General features: G+C 38.6%; 13 protein-coding genes. 11 read left to right on the top strand and 2 right to left on the bottom strand.

Annotated elements, in window-relative coordinates; genetic code table 11:
- Window positions 1-22 precede the first annotated feature (22 nt).
- The 6 genes from Q0Q74_RS11080 to Q0Q74_RS11055 all read left to right on the top strand — a co-directional run bounded on the left by Q0Q74_RS11080 (window position 23) and on the right by Q0Q74_RS11055 (window position 7,445).
- Complete coding sequence (locus tag Q0Q74_RS11080) at window positions 23-2,491, top strand: helicase C-terminal domain-containing protein (RefSeq protein WP_294430857.1); 2,469 nt, start codon at window positions 23-25, stop codon at window positions 2,489-2,491.
- 88 nt (window positions 2,492-2,579) lie between these two features.
- On the top strand, window positions 2,580-2,924 hold the full coding sequence (locus Q0Q74_RS11075) for an FHA domain-containing protein (protein WP_294430855.1): 345 nt from the start codon (window positions 2,580-2,582) through the stop codon (window positions 2,922-2,924).
- Window positions 2,925-2,945: 21 nt separating this feature from the next.
- Window positions 2,946-3,965, top strand: a complete 1,020-nt coding sequence (locus Q0Q74_RS11070; protein ID WP_294430853.1) for a metallophosphoesterase — start codon at window positions 2,946-2,948, stop codon at window positions 3,963-3,965.
- 4 nt (window positions 3,966-3,969) lie between these two features.
- Window positions 3,970-5,751, top strand: a complete 1,782-nt coding sequence (locus Q0Q74_RS11065) for a serine/threonine-protein kinase (RefSeq protein ID WP_294430852.1) — start codon at window positions 3,970-3,972, stop codon at window positions 5,749-5,751.
- Between the two features lie 75 nt (window positions 5,752-5,826).
- Window positions 5,827-6,351 (top strand): UvrB/UvrC motif-containing protein, encoded by a 525-nt coding sequence (locus Q0Q74_RS11060; protein WP_294430851.1) that lies wholly within the window; start codon window positions 5,827-5,829, stop codon window positions 6,349-6,351.
- Window positions 6,351-7,445: a hypothetical protein gene (locus tag Q0Q74_RS11055; protein WP_294430849.1), complete on the top strand. Its 1,095-nt coding sequence runs from the start codon at window positions 6,351-6,353 to the stop codon at window positions 7,443-7,445. The genes Q0Q74_RS11060 and Q0Q74_RS11055 overlap by 1 nt, the downstream gene beginning before the upstream one ends.
- A 20-nt stretch (window positions 7,446-7,465) precedes the next feature.
- On the opposite strand, the gene Q0Q74_RS11050 is transcribed toward Q0Q74_RS11055, so the two are convergent.
- Window positions 7,466-8,530, bottom strand: a complete 1,065-nt coding sequence (locus tag Q0Q74_RS11050; protein WP_294430842.1) for an SUMF1/EgtB/PvdO family nonheme iron enzyme — start codon at window positions 8,528-8,530, stop codon at window positions 7,466-7,468.
- Window positions 8,531-8,639: 109 nt separating this feature from the next.
- The gene (locus Q0Q74_RS11045) at window positions 8,640-9,398 is read right to left on the bottom strand and encodes a DUF4469 domain-containing protein (protein ID WP_294430840.1); all 759 of its coding nucleotides are present in this window, start codon (window positions 9,396-9,398) and stop codon (window positions 8,640-8,642) included.
- 529 nt (window positions 9,399-9,927) lie between these two features.
- Between Q0Q74_RS11045 and Q0Q74_RS11040 the strand changes: the two genes are divergently transcribed.
- The 5 genes from Q0Q74_RS11040 to Q0Q74_RS11020 all read left to right on the top strand — a co-directional run.
- On the top strand, window positions 9,928-10,965 hold the full coding sequence (locus tag Q0Q74_RS11040) for a virulence RhuM family protein (RefSeq protein WP_294430838.1): 1,038 nt from the start codon (window positions 9,928-9,930) through the stop codon (window positions 10,963-10,965).
- Window positions 10,966-10,997: 32 nt separating this feature from the next.
- A complete protein-coding gene (locus Q0Q74_RS11035) occupies window positions 10,998-11,978 on the top strand; it encodes a restriction endonuclease subunit M (RefSeq protein WP_294430837.1) in 981 nt (326 codons plus the stop codon).
- A complete protein-coding gene (locus Q0Q74_RS11030; protein WP_294430836.1) occupies window positions 11,978-16,045 on the top strand; it encodes an Eco57I restriction-modification methylase domain-containing protein in 4,068 nt (1,355 codons plus the stop codon). The genes Q0Q74_RS11035 and Q0Q74_RS11030 overlap by 1 nt, the downstream gene beginning before the upstream one ends.
- 13 nt (window positions 16,046-16,058) lie before the next feature.
- A complete protein-coding gene (locus tag Q0Q74_RS11025) occupies window positions 16,059-16,889 on the top strand; it encodes an SIR2 family protein (protein ID WP_294430834.1) in 831 nt (276 codons plus the stop codon).
- An 8-nt stretch (window positions 16,890-16,897) separates the two neighbouring features.
- On the top strand, window positions 16,898-17,698 hold an 801-nt coding region (locus tag Q0Q74_RS11020; protein WP_294430832.1), incomplete at its 3' end, for a hypothetical protein.

Below are 17,698 nucleotides of genomic sequence, written 5' to 3'. Positions count from 1 at the left end.
GCAGATTTGCTAAAATGCTTGCATGGAAATTAACAGAAGGTTTTCGTCTGCCGTCATAATTGAAATGCGCCGGCAGATTGAAGAAGCTGGCGGTAACGAAGTTTTTTTTGTAGGAATCATCAATGAAGCTGGAGTTGTTGTATCCGTCAAGGCTGCCAGCCGTGGAAATTCTGATTCTGTTCCAGTTAATTTTTCTGAAGCCCGTACGGCTTCTGTTTTAATTCATAATCATCCAAATGGTTTTCTTCAGCCTTCTGATGCCGATTTAATGGTTGCAAGTGATGCATCAGAAAAGGCACAGGGATTTTACATAATCAATAATTCAGTTACTGAAGTTTATGTGGTAATGGAACCTGTAAAGCCAACTGTTATAAAAAAACTGGATTCTGAACAGACTGCATTATATTTGTCAAAGTCAGGGCCACTTGCAAAAATTTCATCATTGTTCGAAGAACGGCCTAGCCAGATTGAGCTGGTAAAGGAAATCACAAAAAGCTTTAACAGTGAATCTGTCGGTGTATTTGAGGCTGGAACCGGAGTCGGAAAATCATTTGCATATCTTATTCCAGCGATGCTATGGGCATTGGAAAACAAAGAGCGGGTTGTTATTTCTACAGGTACAATCAATTTGCAGCAGCAGCTTTCTGAAAAAGACATACCGCAGGCCGAAAAAATCATTGGAAAAAAAGTAAAGTCGATTCTTATAAAGGGCCGTCAGAATTATGTATGTTTGAGACGACTTAACGAAGTTGGAGCTGAAAGGGATTTGTTCAGCGATGAAACAGAAATCTTTGATAAAATTTCTTCATGGGCAAAAGAAAGCAAGACCGGAAGTAAAAGCGATTTGAGTTTTTTACCGCCGGAAAATCTCTGGCAGCGGGTGAATTCAGAGGCAGATGCCTGCATGGGAATGCGATGTAAATTCCGTGAAAAATGCTTTGTTATGAAGGTTCGAAAGGAAGCAGCAGATGCCAATATTCTTGTCGTAAATCATCACATGCTTTTTGCTGATATTGAATCACGGATGAACGGTGCCGGTTATGATGATACTGCTGTTTTGCCTCCATATAAACGCATTGTTTTTGATGAGGCACATGGAATTGAGGATGCGGCGACAAGTTTTTTTTCAAATTCTATAAATCGATTTAGAATCATCAAACAGCTGAATCTTTTATACAGACAGCGAAAGACAACTTCAACAGGCTTTCTGTTCTCTTTGAGTGCGCTTTCGAAAATCGAGGACAAATCTGACACCGTTAAAAATGAAATCGAACTTACAAAAGATGCAATCGTTAAACTTGAAGAAGAAGCCGCTTCGATTTTAGGGTATGAGCTAAATATCCGGCTTTTTAGGGGAACGGCTCCAAGGTTCAGCTCAATTCTCCAAAAAATCGCTGTCCTTCAGCAGCATCTTGCAACCGTAACTGGACTTATGCGGGAGATTATTGAGGGAATCTCTGAGGATGATCTGGATAATTCTGTGATTTATGAATCAAAAGCCGTTCTCAGAAGACTGGATGATATCGTCGTCGTATGCCAGAATTTTTATTCCTGGGAAGAGCATGAAGATCATGTTTTTTGGATTCAGGCAAAACGACTGCCTCCGGTTCTTGCAAAAACTCTTGCTGCCGGAAATGGCGGGAATCCTTTCTATTATGAATTCAATGAAACGCCGCTTGATATTGCGCCTTTGATGAATAAAGGCGTTTTTGAACCAATGAAGACCGTTGTCTGTACTTCAGCTACAATTTCAATAAGCCGATCGTTTGATTTCTGGAAAAAAAGAGTTGGAATCAGTTTTGTGGAAAAAGAAAGGGTGAAGAGCGGCGAATTCGAATCGCCTTTTCCCTACGACCGAAACATGATTTTTGCCGTTCCATCCGATGCACCATTTCCTGACAATGAAAATTTTCAAGCGTTTGTTGAAGATTCTATCGTTCGCATGATTGAAGCTGCTGGGGGCAAGACACTCGTTCTTTTTACATCTTATGATTCTCTTCGGCATGCCTGTGATACGGCAAGGACAAAACTCCGTTCTTCAGGCATTACGATTATGAAGCAGGGAGACGATGACAGATTCAGGCTTTTATCGCAATTCAAGGAAGATGTTTCAAGCGTTCTTTTTGCGACTGATTCTTTTTGGGAAGGTGTTGATGTGCCGGGAGAGTCTTTGAGTCTTGTGATTATCGTAAAATTGCCGTTTGGGGTTCCGTCTGATCCCGTTTTTGTGGCTAGAAGTGAGCAAATAGCAAATCGTGGGGGATTTCCATTCATGGAACTGAGTGTTCCCGAAGCTGTCATAAAATTCCGTCAGGGATTCGGAAGACTTATCAGGCGAGGGGATGACAGAGGGGCAGTTGTTGCTTTAGACAGGAGGATTATCGAAAAATCATATGGAAGGATGTTTACCTCAAGCATACCGAAAACAGAAATTGTGTATAGACCTCTTGATGAAATTCTAGGAACCATACGAAAGTGGACTTCCTTTTAAAATGAGGGGAATTCTCTTTAATCTTAAAGCAGCTGCTTAAAAGCCAATTCTTTTGCCAATTTCTGTTTTTTGTGTTATAATTAATTCTATGGAAGATACTACTATTGCTACAACAAGTCCTGTTGGTAAGCATCTTGAAAAGGTCGCTGAAGGCTCGCCGGTTTCATATCTCATGTTCAATCAAAAGAGAATAAGTCTTGTTGCAAAGATGACAATCGGGCGTTCTACAGAGTGCTCAATTGTCATTGACAACAAACTTGCCAGTCGCTTTCATGCTACAATTCAGAAAATCCGTGACGCATACTTTTTAAAAGACGAAAAAAGCACAAACGGAACATTTCTGAACGGACACAGAATTCCGCCTGATAAATATGTCAAGCTTAATCCTGGCGATAAAATCACAATCGGTGCGACAACTCTCGTGATGTCGTAAAATTTAGTACTGGGGTATTTTTTGTCAAATCTCCGTTCTCTTTTACAGTCTTATCTAGATTCTCAAGAATTACCTTCACATGAAGTGCTTCTGTCGCTTTTGGAAGCGGGAATTTCTGTTCTTGAGAGCGAAAGTTCTGATTATCGCCCGGTTGCTGATGATGGAAAGAGCGGAGGACTTCTTGATTTTACGGATTCGGCTTTTCATTCACGCCCGGTAATAATTGTTCCTGATTTACATGGCCGTGGAAACTTTTTGCTGGATTTGCTTGATTATAATTTATCTGGAAAATCAATTCTTGAACTTTTAGAGAGCGGTGAAGTTTTAGTCTGCTGTGTAGGTGATATTTTTCACTCTGAAAACCGTGGCAGACAACGATGGAAAGAGGCATTTCTTCAGTCAAATGGCGGAAATTATGTAAACGAACCCATGACCGAAGAAATGAAGGAAAATCTCTCTCTTTTGGAAATGATTCTTTCGTTAAAATCAGCTTTTGCAAGTCATTTTCATATTTTGAAGGGAAATCACGAAAATGTCCTTAACGAAGATCACCGAACCAAATACGGAAATGTTCCGTTCAGAAAGTTTTGTGATGAAGGAAATATGGTCGCAGAGTTCTTGCAGCACAAATATGATGACCTTATTCTTCATGAAATAAGTTTTTTTGAAAAATCACTGCCTGTATGTGCCGCATTCAAAAATTGTGTCGTCAGCCATGCAGAACCTGCCGATTTTTTCACTCGCAACGAAATCATAAATTATCACGAAAATGGCTCTATGCTCACATTTGCCTTGACATGGACTGCAAATGACGCTGCTAAATCAGGTACGGTGGAGCATATGTTTAAGGAATTGCTCTCTGAAAAGGAGTGTAAACATGCAGTTTATTTATCTGGGCACAGGCCTGTTCTAGGTAAATACGCACTTCGTCAGAACGGCCAGCTGGTGCAGATTCATACCCCTGACCTTGAGCAAATTGCCATTATTCGAACAGAAAAACAATTTAATCCGGAGAGCGATATTATTGAGGTAGGAAGGTAAATCTATGGCTGATGAAACTGTTGTAAGCGCAAAAAAATCTCCTGCAGTAAAGGCTTCCACTCCATCTGGAAAAACTTCTGCTTCTATTGCAAAAACGGCCTCTGGTGCTAAATCAAGCGCATCTCCTGTGTACATCGGAAAGTATAAAATTCTCGGTCTTGTTGCAAAAGGTGGAATGGGGGCTGTATACAAGGCTGTTCATCCGACCTTAAAGCGTCTTGTAATCCTTAAAAAGCTTACAATCAAGGGAAATGCGACAATCCGCGAAAGATTTAAGAGGGAAGCTCAGATTCTTCTCGACATGCAGAGTCCATATATCGTCCATCTTTTTGATTATTTTGTTGAGGGCAACAGCCATTACATCGTAGAGGAATTCGTTGACGGTCTTTCTCTGGCACAGGTGATTGAAAAACAGGTTTCGCTTGGAACCGAGCTTTCTCTGCTTGTATTCCTTGATGCCTGTTATGCACTCAAATTCGCTCATGCCCGTGGAATCGTTCATCGTGACATAAAACCCGCAAATATTTTAATAAGCCGTCGTGCCGAAGTAAAACTTGCTGATTTTGGAATTGCCGCAAGTGATGAGATTGAAGAAATCGCGGTCACAAAATCTGATAAAATCGTTTCAAAAGTTGCAGATGATGTTACTCAGACTGGCGTTACCCTTGGAACCCCGGCCTACATGAGTCCTGAGCAGATTTCTGATTCGCGTTCAGTCGATAACCGTGCAGACATTTATTCCATGGGCGTAATGCTTTATGAGATGCTCACAGGCTCAAAACCTTTTGCTTCTCAAATCAGTGCAGAAAATCTGGAAAAAATCAAAAAAGGGAAATATATCAATCCTCGGAAGATAGATTCGTCAATTCCTGTCGTAATTTGTCGCATGATTCGTAAAATGCTCAAGGCAAATCCCGAAAAACGCTACAAATCAATTGATTCAATCATTAAAATCATAAAAAAATATCTCCGGGATTATGATACCCATGCTGTCAGAATTTCGCTTGCACAGATTATTCTCTCAAAAAATCAGTTCATGCTCCCCGAATTCGAGAAAAAAAGTCGTCTTGGGGTAAAAATAACAAGTTATGTCGCATGTGCCGCAATAACCGGAATTTTAGGAATATATGCCTGGAGCGAAGGAATTTTCCATGCTTCGATTTTAAGTCCATGGTATAAACCGGTCACACTCAATCTTGTCACGCCTGTTGCAGGAATACAGAACAACATCTATGGCATGGACATACCAGTTAAGGCATATTTCTTTGATGAGCGAGATCCAAATCTTCCTGAAGTAAAGGGCAGCCAGCGTGATTTTAAAACAGCCGAAGGAATCATAACAAGGTCAAAAAGCGGTAAAACCGTATCAACCTCATCAAAATCTAATGTAAAATATCTTTCAATAAAACCTGTCTACTTAAAAGATGGACTTTATCGTGTAAAAGTTCTTATAGGTTCTTATGTGATGTGGTCAAGTTTTGCTGTAAACGGAGAGCCTGCAAATCTTAATTTTGACAATCTCCAGCGGATTGTTCGTCCTGTCTCGGTTCAGACAAGGGCCTTTGATGCCGTAACCAATGAAATCCTCACAAATAAAACAAAATTTACAGTTCTTTTCAATGGAAGATACATTCCATTTGAACTTGTCCCGCAAAAAGAATTTGTGAGCGGCAAAATCATGAAGATTCATGCAGAATGTCCGGGATATAAAGTAAAGGAATTCAGCATGATAATCGACTGGTATCAGGATTCGATTTTTGTAAACGCCGGCCTCGACAGACAGTAAATAAAACAGTTTGTTTATTGTGAAAAACTTGCCGTTAGGGTATAATTTTGAATATCTTTATTTGGGGATAATTTAATGGAACAAGTTCCGGTCTGTGATTTGTGCGGTGAAAATCCTGCCGTACTTTTTATTGAACAGACAAACGCAAATGGAAAACGAAAACTCAATCTCTGCTTTGAATGTGCAAAGGAACATGGTGTATCGCCGGATTCAAAGACAATCGGGCGTTCTCTTGCGGCATTGTTTGATTCCATTTTAGGAAGAAAGAATTTACAGAAATCTCAGGATAACAGGCTTTGTCCCGTTTGTGGAAGCAGCGTAAACGAAATAAAAATGACAAGGCGTGCAGGCTGTCCAGAATGCTATGCTATCTTCAAAAATGAAGTAAAAGATGTGTTCAAGAAAATTGGCGTTATTCCACCTTATAAAGGAACGCTTCCAAAAAGGCTCAAAAATTTCCGTTCTGTGCTTACAGATCGAATCGTAATTCAGGCAAAACTTGAAGAATCTTTAAAACGGGAAGATTATGAAAAAGCTGCCGTTTATCGTGATTATTTAAAAGCTCTTGAGAAATCACCTGTTTCAGGCGGAGAAGTCTGATGAGCGAAAAACAGAATATTGCAAACGATGCATGGTATGCTTACAATGGCCCGGAGAACGATGTCGTTCTTTCTACACGAGTCAGGCTAGCACGAAACCTTGCCAATTTTCCTTTCCCGTCAAAATTTAAGGATGACGATGCCTTTCGTGTACAAACTCTGGTATTTGATTCTTTTTCTCATTGCGAAGAACCTGACAAGTATCAGGGGGTAATTGCGAGTGAACTTGATGATTTGGGGGCGCAGATTCTCGAAGAACGCGGTGTTCTTGATTCAAATTTCGCAAAAGAAAATGGAAGTGGTGTGATTGTTCGCACTGACGGTAAAGTCTCATGCACAATCAATACAAAAGATCATGTAAGGCTCTCTTCTTTTGTTCCAGGTCTTGATGGAAATGCGGCATTTAATCTTGTCGCTAAAGTTGATGATGAGCTTCAAAACTCGATTCAGTTTGCCGCTGATTATGAGCTGGGCTATCTTACCTCAGCAATATCTGACTGTGGAAGCGGAATGAAAGTTTCCTGCCGTGTTCATTTACCGTCGCTTTCTTTTTCTGGCAAAATTCTTGAGCTTTTCAACGCTTTAAATACAAAAGAAATTGTTGTAAGTGATTGCTTTGGTGCAGGTTCTTTGCCTTCATCATCATTAGGATTTTACTATCAGATTTCAACAAAAACCGCTGGTAACGGGAATGAACTTGACCAGATTGCAGGTCTTGTCGCCGCCGTAAAATTCCTTGCAGAAAATGAGCGCCGTGAAAGAAATGTCGTTCTCAAAACACGACAGACTGAGCTCCGCAACAGAATTTTCCGTTCTTATGCAAAAGTAAAATTCGCCTCTTTAATGGAAGACCGCGAAGCCGTAGAAGTGATTTCTGACCTAAAATGGGGAAAGCATTTAGGTTTTTTCAGTGAAATCGATGATGAGACCTTATGTGCGCTTTTATATCGCATACAAACCGGGCATTTACAGTTTGTATTGAAGAGCAGGAATTTTAATCTTCCGGCTGACATAAAAGACAATAAAACTCTCAAAACCGAATATCTTCGTGCATTGATTCTGCAGGAAGCTTTTGATGGAATAAAAATTAACTAGTCTTGTCACAAAAAAAGATTTTATGGCCTTCTTACGAGCCTGATGCCTGCCGTTGTTTGCGGAGTGCTGGTGTTTTTGGCACTCTGGTACTGGTATGAAAAATATCTGTTGTTATTTTCAACATATGGCGCTGTGGAAGCGTAATTTCCGCCCCGGACCACCCTTGACTCATACTTGGAGCTGTCTACAACAGGATCCGTAAAAGTTCCCGCGTGGTCAACTGGATTTATGTAGTTGTGAGTGTCACCCCCTGGAATTGTAGATTCATAGCCCGGCTGCTTGCACTTCCAGTAGTCCTGGCACCATTCTCCCGCGTTTCCCGCCATGTCGTAAAGCCCGAGCGCATTAGGCTGCTTTAAGCCGACTTCATGGGTTCTTAGCAGAATGTCGTCATCGCTGTAGCCGGCGGAATTCATAATTGACCAGGCGACCTTTTTGTGGTTGTCAGAGCCCGGATACTTGTAGTTCCAGTCCGTGCTACTTTTGCCGGCACCTCTTGCGGCAAATTCCCATTCAGTTTCTGTCGGCAGTCGGAATCCGTTTTTGGAAAAATCACAGGTGACGTTTGCTGACTGTATGTAGGATTGGTTGTTTTTGCGGCTGATTTTGGTCATGGTGTAAACGCAATCGTATCCGCAGAGGCTGCTGAGCTTGTTGCAGAACTCGATGGCATCAAACCAGCTCATCCCGATGGCAGGCCGGTATTTCTGGACTTCGTTTTTGTAGCGGCTGTCGCTGTCGTCTAGGGGAAGGCTTTTCATTACATATTCGTAGAGTTCCTGTGTCACTTCGAATCTTGAAATTTCATAGCTGTTTATAGTAACTGTTCTGTCCCAGATGAAGACATTACCAATGCAGGGATATTTTTCTGAAGGAATAGTTACGGAAGAGCCTTTTTCAATCACGGTTGCGAATGAGGTCTTAAGAAAAGTCTTTCCGTCGATTGTGATGTTCTTTCCTAAGTCACCGCTTGGAATGAAGGGAAGCTCTGAAGCTTCATCAGATGAACTGCCGCAGCCTGAAAATACTAAAAATACAGAGCAAAGAATAGTTATAATAGAAGGAAACTTTACTGTCCGCAACATGCAGCCTCCAGAAAAATTTGTGTTTGTTTATTCTAGCATTTAAGGAAAAGAAACGCCATAAAAAAGAAAGCAGGGCAGGAGTGAAAATTGCACTCCCGCCCGCATAATTTTATTCTTCTACAGTAACAGGAATCCTGCTGAAACCTGTAATCGGGGTCTTCAGTTCCGTTTTACCGCGGATTGAAGTCCTTACGGCAATGAAATAGCTTTCCCCGGTCGGAATCGTTCGCGGAAGATAGAATTCAAGGATTGTCGAAGAATTCTTTGTCACGAACTCATCCGGCACTTTTATCCACTCAGTTTCGTCCTGATTTGCAGTTCCGTCTTCTTCAGCCGGAATAAAATAGATTCCGCCTGATTCTCCGCCGACCTGAAGTTTCTTTCCCCTGAGCCTTGCGCTGAAGGTTGCCCTAAGCTTTCCGTCAGAAGAGCCGTCCACAGGATTTTCAATCTGTGAAATCTGCGGAGCTGAGTCAACGACAGCCGTTACCGAAGCCGTGACAGTCTTGAGCTTTTCCTTGAGCCCGTCATTTGCGGCAAATCTCGCCTCAAATCCAGTAACGCTTTCCGCTTCCGGCGTGAGCGACTTTACTGAAGAAATCGGCGCGATGTAGAGCTTGCAGATTTCCATGATGTCTACCGCAAAGCCCAGTTCCGCCTGCTCAAGAATTTCCTTTTTGAGCAGCTCCATCGCGTGCCCGACCTGATAGCGGTCGATTCCCAGGTTGTGTGTCGCCACAAGGTCAAGAATCTGGTCAGTAGTGACCGTCTTTCTAGGCACATGCGCGATGTAAGTGTTCTTCTTGAAATTGCAAGGTGTGAGTGTCACTGCGAAGTTAGTCTCGCGTTTTGTTGCAATATTTACCATAAAATGTCCTTCCGTCATTTTTAAGGGTGACGGTTCCCTGGGTGGGATTTATTTCAGGGCAACGCCCCGATGTCACTAAAGATAACAGAAAAAAATCCTGTCAAATGTAGAAGTTTGTCTACAAATCTCCCTGCTGACATAAATCAAGATAGCAGAAAAAAACGCTCCCAAAACTAGTAGTTTAGTGAGTCTGTTGGTGGAAATTCTTGCAAAATGGGGCTTGTTAGAGCCTGTTGTGGGGTCTTATTGGTTTTAGACGGGGAGAGTTGCTGTTTTTTTGGGGAAAAACTTTATAGGTTTTATATGTGAAACTTTACAGGTTTCATGGGGAAAACTAAGCTAGTTTTGAGAGTGAAACTAAGCAGGTTTTGCAGGTGAAGCTAAGCAGGTTTTGCGGGTGAGTCTTTACAGTATTACGGGGGTGATTCTTTACTGGTTTTACGGGGGAAACTAAGCAGGTTTTTACATGTGGTGTAGGTGAGTGCAAATTTTGTGAAAGTCGTGGTATAATGGTGAATGAAGGAAAAAAATGACGGAAAATAATACAAGTTTGATAATCTACAACACTGACGACGGCAAAGCTGATGTAAAACTGTATTCCAAAGACGGCGTAATCTGGATGAACCAGCAGCAGATGGCTTTACTTTTTGACACCTCTAAGCCAAATATAAGCATGCATATATCTAATGTGTTACAAGATAAAGAGTTGGAAGAAAAATCAGTTGTTAAGGATTACTTAACAACTGCCGCAGACGGTAAAAACTATAATGTCACTTACTATGCGCTTCCGATGGTTTTGGCTGTCGGCTTCCGTGTTCGAAGTGTCCGCGGTACTCAGTTCAGAAAATGGGCTAATAAAAATCTTACGGAGTTCTTGCAGAAGGGCTTTGTCATGGATGATGAACGTTTAAAAAATCCAGACGGTCGCCCGGATTATTTTGACGAGCTTCTTGAACGAATTCGCGACATCCGGGCAAGTGAAAAACGATTTTATCAGAAAGTCCGTGATTTGTTTGCACTTTCTTCTGATTATGATTCAACAGATAAGGCAACACAGATGTTCTTTGCGGCTACCCAAAACAAACTGATTTATGCAGTTACAAGACAGACAGCAGCAGAACTCATATTGTCTCGTGCTGACAGTTCCAAGCCAAACATGAACCTTACAAGTTGGAAAGGAAAAGTTGTCCGCAAACAGGATATTTACACAAGCAAAAACTATCTTACAGAAGACGAGCTTGATTCTTTAAACCGAATCGTAACAATCTTTTTGGAAAGTGCAGAATTCCGTGCAAAAATGCGCAAAGATTTGACCATCCATTATTGGGAAGAAAATGTAGACAAACTCATAACCGACCATGACTTGCCATTGCTGGAAGATAAAGGACACCGCTCAAATAAGCAGATGGAATCAAAAGTCGAAGAAATCTACATTGAGTTTGATAAACGCAGAAAAGCCTTTGAAGCTCAAAAAGCTGATGAACAGGATGACGAAGAAATCAAGATGGAAATGAAAATGCTTGATGATGCGGAAAAGATGGTGAAAAATATAAAATTAAAGTCATAATTCGTGGTATAATCAATCGAAGTACGAAAAAAATGTGTCTAGAAAAAAATATTGATATAAAAGAAAACGAGCTTCTCAAAATTGATACCGAATTATTGGCAATTCTTTTAAAAGATAAGACAACTGGTAATAACATTATCTGGGCAACAGATAATTATTCGAAATATGGATTTTCATATACAGCTGAAAAAGAAATAAAAATTGAATTAATTACCTCACGTCACGGCGGAATTATAAAACCGCGCGTTGAAAAATCAAAGGAAGAGCAGCAACGGCGTGTTAGACAGAAAGCAGAAGTCTTTACACCAACTTGGATTTGCAACATGCAAAACAATCAAATTGATAAAGAATGGTTTGGACGAAAAGATGTTTTTAATTTTGAAAAAGAAAAATCTTGGGAAGTAAACAAAGAAAATATTGCATTCCCTGAAAATAAAACATGGCATGATTATGTTCTTTCAAAAAGACTTGAAATGAGCTGTGGTGAAGCTCCATATATTACAAGTCGCTATGATGCTGTAACTGGCGAATTCATAGAAGTCCAAAACAGAATCGGAATCTTAGACAGAAAACTTAGGATAGTTAATGAAAATATAGAAAATCGTGAAGATTGGATTAAGTGGGCTTATAGTGCAGTTCAGAATGTTTATGGTTTTGACTGGCAGGGGGACAATGTTTTAATTGCAAGAGAGAATCTTTTATTTACAATTGCCGAGCACTATGAAGCAAAATTTGGCGAAAAACTTGAAACACAGGATTTACTTGGCTTTGCAAAAGTAATTGCCTGGAATATCTGGCAGATGGATGGAATAAAATATGTTATTCCGAATAGTTGTTCTATAGAGAGTAAAACAGAAGAAACTCTTTTTGAAACAATTGTCATTTCAAAAGAATGTGTTGGTTGTAAAAAGAATGACAACCGAAAGCACAACGGAATTTACTGCAAAATCAAAGACTGGGAAACTCATAGGAATATACGATTTGTTGATATGGTATTTGGAGGCGCAAAATAATGGCACAGATTTTCAATCAGGCATTTGAGCAAAAATTGATTTATGTTTACCGCATCAATGATACAGCACATGAAGGCATTCTTAAAATCGGTGAGGCATCTTGTAATGCAGGAATGGCTTATTTTGCTTTTGAGCCAAATTCCAAAGAATTAAATGCTGCTGCTAAAGATAGAATTCGCCACCAGACCCAAACTGCAGGAGTTACTTTTGAACTTTTATATACAGAAGCAACCGCTTATATACAAGGAAAGAATCTTATAGTTTTCCAAGACCATGATATTCATGACATTCTTGTTCGTTCGGGAATAAAAAGAAAAATTTTTGACACTAAGCATAAAGCAAATGAATGGTTTTATACCGATCTTGAAACCGTTAAAAAAGCAATAGCTGCTGCTAAAGAAGGAAGAACATCTCTTAATGCCAGTGAAATAACTAAAGATAGGAGCCCTGTTATTTTCAGACCTGAACAAACAGAAGCTATCGAAAAGACAATAAAGCAGTTCAAAAAATCTGGTGGAAGCCATCAGATGCTCTGGAATGCAAAAATGAGGTTTGGTAAAACTCTTTCAACTCTTGAAGTCGTTAAACGCATGAATTATAGCCGGACACTCATTTTGACACATAGACCGGTTGTTGATTCTGGTTGGTTTGAAGACTACAGTAAAATTTTCTATGACAGAGCAGATTTTTATTATTTCTCTAAAAAGAATGGCGGAGATCCAAAAGAAGAGGAAAACTTTCATGAAATGATTCATTCAGCTGCAAAAAGCGGTATGAAAGATTACCATTTCATATACTTTGCATCAATTCAGGATATGCGCGGTTCTGAACTTGTTGGCGGTAAGTTTGCTAAGAATGAAGAAATCTTCAACATAAATTGGGATTTGATAATTATAGATGAAGCTCATGAAGGTACTCAGACAGAACTTGGAAAAGCTGTTCTTGCTGCCTGTAAAAAAGATGAAACAAGAATCCTTCATCTTTCTGGTACGCCATTTAATCTTATGGATGATTTCAAAGAAGAAGAAATCTATACATGGGATTATGTAATGGAACAGCGGGCTAAAGCTGAATGGGATAAAATTCATCAGGGAGACCCGAACCCATATTCTGTTCTTCCAAAACTCAGTATTTATACTTATAATCTTGGCAAATTATATCCAGAATATGCAGATGAAGACATTGCTTTCAACTTCCGCGAGTTTTTTAGAGTTGATAAAGAAGGAAATTTCATTCATGAATCAAATGTACGTCAATTCTTGGATTTGCTTACAAAAGAAGATGCTGAATCAAACTATCCTTTCTCTACAGAGGAATACAGACAGAATTTCAGACACTCACTTTGGATGATTCCAGGTGTAAAAGAAGCAAAAGCCTTGAGCAAACTCTTACAAGAACATCCTGTTTTCAGTCAGTTCAACATTGCAAATGTAGCAGGTGATGGTGACGAAGAGGAAGAAGAAAAAGAAGCCCTGAAGAAAGTTGAAAAGGCAATAGGCACTCACCCAGAAGAAACTTATTCGATTACGCTTTCTTGCGGGCGCCTTACTACAGGAGTAAGCGTAAAACCGTGGACTGCATGTTTTATGCTTTCCGGTAGTTTCAACACTGCTGCAAGCACTTATATGCAGACCATTTTCCGTGTACAAACTCCGGCTGTAATTGGTGGAAAGCAAAAAGAAGAATGTTTTGTTTTTGACTTTGCCCCAGACCGTATGCTCAAAGTTATCGCAGAAACAGCAAAAATAAGCAGCAAGGCTGGAAAGACTACACAGGACGACCGTGAGATTCTTGGTGACTTCTTAAACTTCTGTCCGATAATTGGTTTTGAAGGTAGTCAGATGCAAGCCTACAACACAGAGAAAATGCTCGGTCAGCTTAAAAAAGCATACATTGAGCGTGTTGTTAAAAACGGATTTGAAGACAGTTACCTTTACAATGACGAGCTTATGCACATGGACAGGCTTGCCCTGGAAGAATTCAGCAAACTTAAAGAGATTATCGGTTCTACAAAAGCACAAGGCAAAACTGGCGACATAAATATAAATGCACAAGGTTTAACAGATGAGCAATATGAGCTTTTGGAACAACCTGAAATTCGTGAGAAGCCGCCAAAGGAAATTACACCGGAACAGCAGGAAGCTTTAGAGCGTGAAAAAGAAATAAAGAAAAACCGCGACACAGCGGTTTCTATTTTGCGTGGTATTTCCATTAGAATGCCACTTTTGATATATGGAGCAGATTTAAAGCAACCTGATGGATTTGAAAAAACTATTACACTCGATAATTTTTCTGACCTTGTAGATGATCTTTCTTGGGAAGAGTTCATGCCGAAAGGTGTTACAAAAGAAATATTTGCTCAGTTCAAAAAATATTATGATCCAGATGTGTTCCGTGAATCTGGTGTAAAAATTAGAGAAATGACTCGTGCTGCGGATAAATTGAGTATAGAAGAGCGGATTGAACGCATAAGTGCAATTTTTGCTACATTCCGAAATCCCGACAAAGAAACTGTTCTTACTCCGTGGCGAGTTGTAACCATGCATCTTTCACAAAGTATTGGCGGTTGGTGCTTTTACAACAAAGATTACACCGAGCAGATTGCGGAACCAAAACTGATTGAACAAAATGAGATTACGAATGAAGTGTTCAAGAAGAATGCGCACATTCTTGAAATCAATTCAAAAAGCGGATTATATGCTTTATATTGTGCTTACAGCGTGTATCGTACTCGTGCGAAACTGGAACTTGGACCAAAGCCAACTCGCGAAATGGAAAAAGATTTGTGGAAACGAGTTCTTGTAGAAAATATTTTTCTGGTCTGCAAAACGCCTATGGCAAAAAAGATTGCACAGCGTACTCTAGCAGGTTTCAGTGATGCCAAAGTAAACGCTCATTACTTTGAAGATTTTGTGAATCAGCTGAAAAATAAACCGGAAAATTTTATAAACAAAGTGAGCAAAACAAATTATTGGAAAAAGGATGAAAATGGAGATATGAAATTTGATGCTATTGTAGGTAATCCACCATATCAGGAAGAAACAATTCAGAAAACATCAGCAACTAATGGACAAGCTCCTAGAACCAATATTTTTCACTATTTTCAAATGGTCGCAGATTCACTTACATCAAAGTATACATCTTTGATTTATCCAGCCGGAAGATGGATACACAGAAGTGGAAAAGGAAAAGGATTCGTACAATTTGGACTTGAACAAATAAACGACAAGTCTCTTCAACGAATTGACTACTATCCAAATTCACAAGAATTATTTAAGGATATTGGCTTGGATGATGGAATTTCTATTGTCTTAAAAAATAAGAATAAAAAGGATGATGGTTTTCTTTATGTATATCATGAAAATGAATTTACTAAAGAAGTACATTTGGATTATCCAAAAGAAGAGTTAATTCCATTAAATCCACAACATGGAATTATCGTAAATAAAGTTTCCTATTTTGTTTGTAAATATGGTTTGCATTATTTGTTTGACAGAATACTACCAAGAAGTTTGTTCGGTATTGAAAGCAGTTTTGTTGAAGATAACCAAGATAAAGTACGGCCTTATTCTGAATCACAAGGCTTAGACCGCGAGAAAGAAGTAAAACTTTTAGTAAATGATAAATCTGGTTCTGCAGGAAGAACTCAGTGGTTCATTGTTAATAAAAGTTTGCTAAAAACAAATGTTGAATACATTGATGAATTTCAGGTTGTAGTTTCAAGTGCCCATCCAGGTGGGCAGGCTGGTCGCAGTAATCAAATAGAAATTATTGATAATCATTCAGCTTTTGGACGTTCTCGTGTAGCATTGGCATCTTTTAAGACTGAAATAGAAGCAAAAAACTTCTTTAAATACGCAAATGCAAATCTCATACGTTTTATGTTCTTGATGACTGATGAAGCACTAACTTCTCTTGGAAAGAAGGTCCCTGATATAATGGACTATACAAACCAGAACAAACTTATCGATTTTTCAAAAGATTTGAATAAACAATTATATGACTTGGTTGGACTTGAATCAGAGGAAGTAGAGTATATTGAAAAGAATGTAAGGGTGATGGAATAAGAGGAGGAAATTAATGACAAATCAAGAAATAGATATCAGAAACTATATAAATGAAATTGCTGAAAAAATATGGAGCGGTCATGCTGCTGCTATGGTTGGAACAGGGTTTAGCATGAATGCAAAGCCGAAATTTGAGACTGAGAAGAAAATTCCATTGTGGAATGATTTAGGACTTAAGTTCATGGAAAAGTTGGGCATGGATACAAATAATGCTAACTGTTTGTTTCAAGATCCCATAAAACTTGCGGGTGAAGTTTCTGCTAATTTTGGAGAAAATACATTGAATCAAATTTTGATAGATTCGATTCCAGATATGGATTATGAACCGTCAGATTTGCATAAGAACTTTTTAAAATTAAATTGGACAGATGTGTTTACTACAAATTATGATACATTGTTAGAACGTGCTTCAGAAGATATAGGTGTAAAGCATTATTCTTTAGTTACTAAAGATTATGATTTAGTAAATGCTATAAGACCTCGAATTGTAAAATTACATGGAAGTTTTCCTTCTACAGTTCCTTTTATTATTACAGAAGAGCAATATCGTGCATATCCTAAAACTCATGCAGCTTTTGTAAATACCGTTCAACAGGCATTAGTAGAAAATATTTTAGTTCTTTTTGGATTTTCAGGAACAGACCCAAATTTTCTAAACTGGATAGGATGGATTAGGGATAATTTGGGAACAAAACTGACAAATAAGATTTATTTGATTTCACTAGATAGTGTTTCTAATGCAAAATTAAAGCTTTTTACGAGAGAAATATCAATGTTGTTGACTTATCTGTATTCAAAGATTCTGAAAAGGCAGATAAAGGTTCTTTACTTTCATTTTTCATAAAAGAATTAATGGAAAAGAAAATAAAAGACAAATTAGAATGGGCAAAAGGATTATTAACAATCAAATCTAAAGATATTAATTTAGATGAATGTTGTAAAAAACTTGAAAGTGAAAGAAAATCATATCCTGGATGGATTATTCTTCCAAAAAATCAAAGAGAATGGCTTTTCCATAGAACTTCTGAAATAATTCCTCGTTTGTCAACTTTAAAGATTTCAAATTCAGAATTGGGAATTAGATTCATTTATGAAATAAATTGGCGTTGGGAAAAATGTTTTTATCCTTTATATACGAATATGCAAAAAGTATATGAGAAAGTTTTAGGACTGGATGAAAACTTAAAAAAAATAAAAATTGATTCTTTTGATAGAGCTGTACAAGAGAAAGCTATAGAACTTGTTCTTGGTCTTTACAGGTCTTATAGAGAAGATTCAAATAAAAAAAAGTGTGAAATATTAGAGGTGATATTGGATGATATAATCCCTAATATGACTTTATCGCAAAAACACAGATATAACTACGAGCGAATATTATATGCAAGTTTATTATATGATTATAAAAACTTTATTGAAAGAATTGAAAATTGGGATACAACTGATGCTGCTCCTATTTGGCAAGTAAAACGAGCTGGGCTTTTAGCAGAAATAGGAAAGCAGCAAGATTCCTTATTAATTCTAAATGCTCTTTTACAAGAAGTAAGAAAACAACAAGGGAAAAAAGATATAATTGATGAATATTATCTTTTATCTATTGAAAATTTAACAATGTCTCTTATATCTTATATACAGGATTCAATGTATTCTGAGAAT

This window comes from uncultured Treponema sp. (assembly GCF_946187725.1).
Lineage (GTDB): Bacteria > Spirochaetota > Spirochaetia > Treponematales > Treponemataceae > Treponema_D.
Note: the sequence above shows the minus strand (reverse complement) of the source record. Positions and strands in the feature narration are given on the sequence as shown.

What these genes read in the sequence shown, in the direction of transcription:
- Q0Q74_RS11050 (WP_294430842.1), bottom strand. Translation starts at nt 8,530, where the DNA reads ATGTTGCGGACAGTAAAGTTTCCTTCTATTATAACTATTCTTTGCTCT.
- Q0Q74_RS11075 (WP_294430855.1), top strand. Translation starts at nt 2,580, where the DNA reads ATGGAAGATACTACTATTGCTACAACAAGTCCTGTTGGTAAGCATCTT.
- Q0Q74_RS11025 (WP_294430834.1), top strand. Translation starts at nt 16,059, where the DNA reads ATGACAAATCAAGAAATAGATATCAGAAACTATATAAATGAAATTGCT.
- Q0Q74_RS11040 (WP_294430838.1), top strand. Translation starts at nt 9,928, where the DNA reads ATGACGGAAAATAATACAAGTTTGATAATCTACAACACTGACGACGGC.
- Q0Q74_RS11060 (WP_294430851.1), top strand. Translation starts at nt 5,827, where the DNA reads ATGGAACAAGTTCCGGTCTGTGATTTGTGCGGTGAAAATCCTGCCGTA.
- Q0Q74_RS11080 (WP_294430857.1), top strand. Translation starts at nt 23, where the DNA reads ATGGAAATTAACAGAAGGTTTTCGTCTGCCGTCATAATTGAAATGCGC.
- Q0Q74_RS11055 (WP_294430849.1), top strand. Translation starts at nt 6,351, where the DNA reads ATGAGCGAAAAACAGAATATTGCAAACGATGCATGGTATGCTTACAAT.
- Q0Q74_RS11065 (WP_294430852.1), top strand. Translation starts at nt 3,970, where the DNA reads ATGGCTGATGAAACTGTTGTAAGCGCAAAAAAATCTCCTGCAGTAAAG.
- Q0Q74_RS11045 (WP_294430840.1), bottom strand. Translation starts at nt 9,398, where the DNA reads ATGGTAAATATTGCAACAAAACGCGAGACTAACTTCGCAGTGACACTC.
- Q0Q74_RS11030 (WP_294430836.1), top strand. Translation starts at nt 11,978, where the DNA reads ATGGCACAGATTTTCAATCAGGCATTTGAGCAAAAATTGATTTATGTT.
- Q0Q74_RS11035 (WP_294430837.1), top strand. Translation starts at nt 10,998, where the DNA reads ATGTGTCTAGAAAAAAATATTGATATAAAAGAAAACGAGCTTCTCAAA.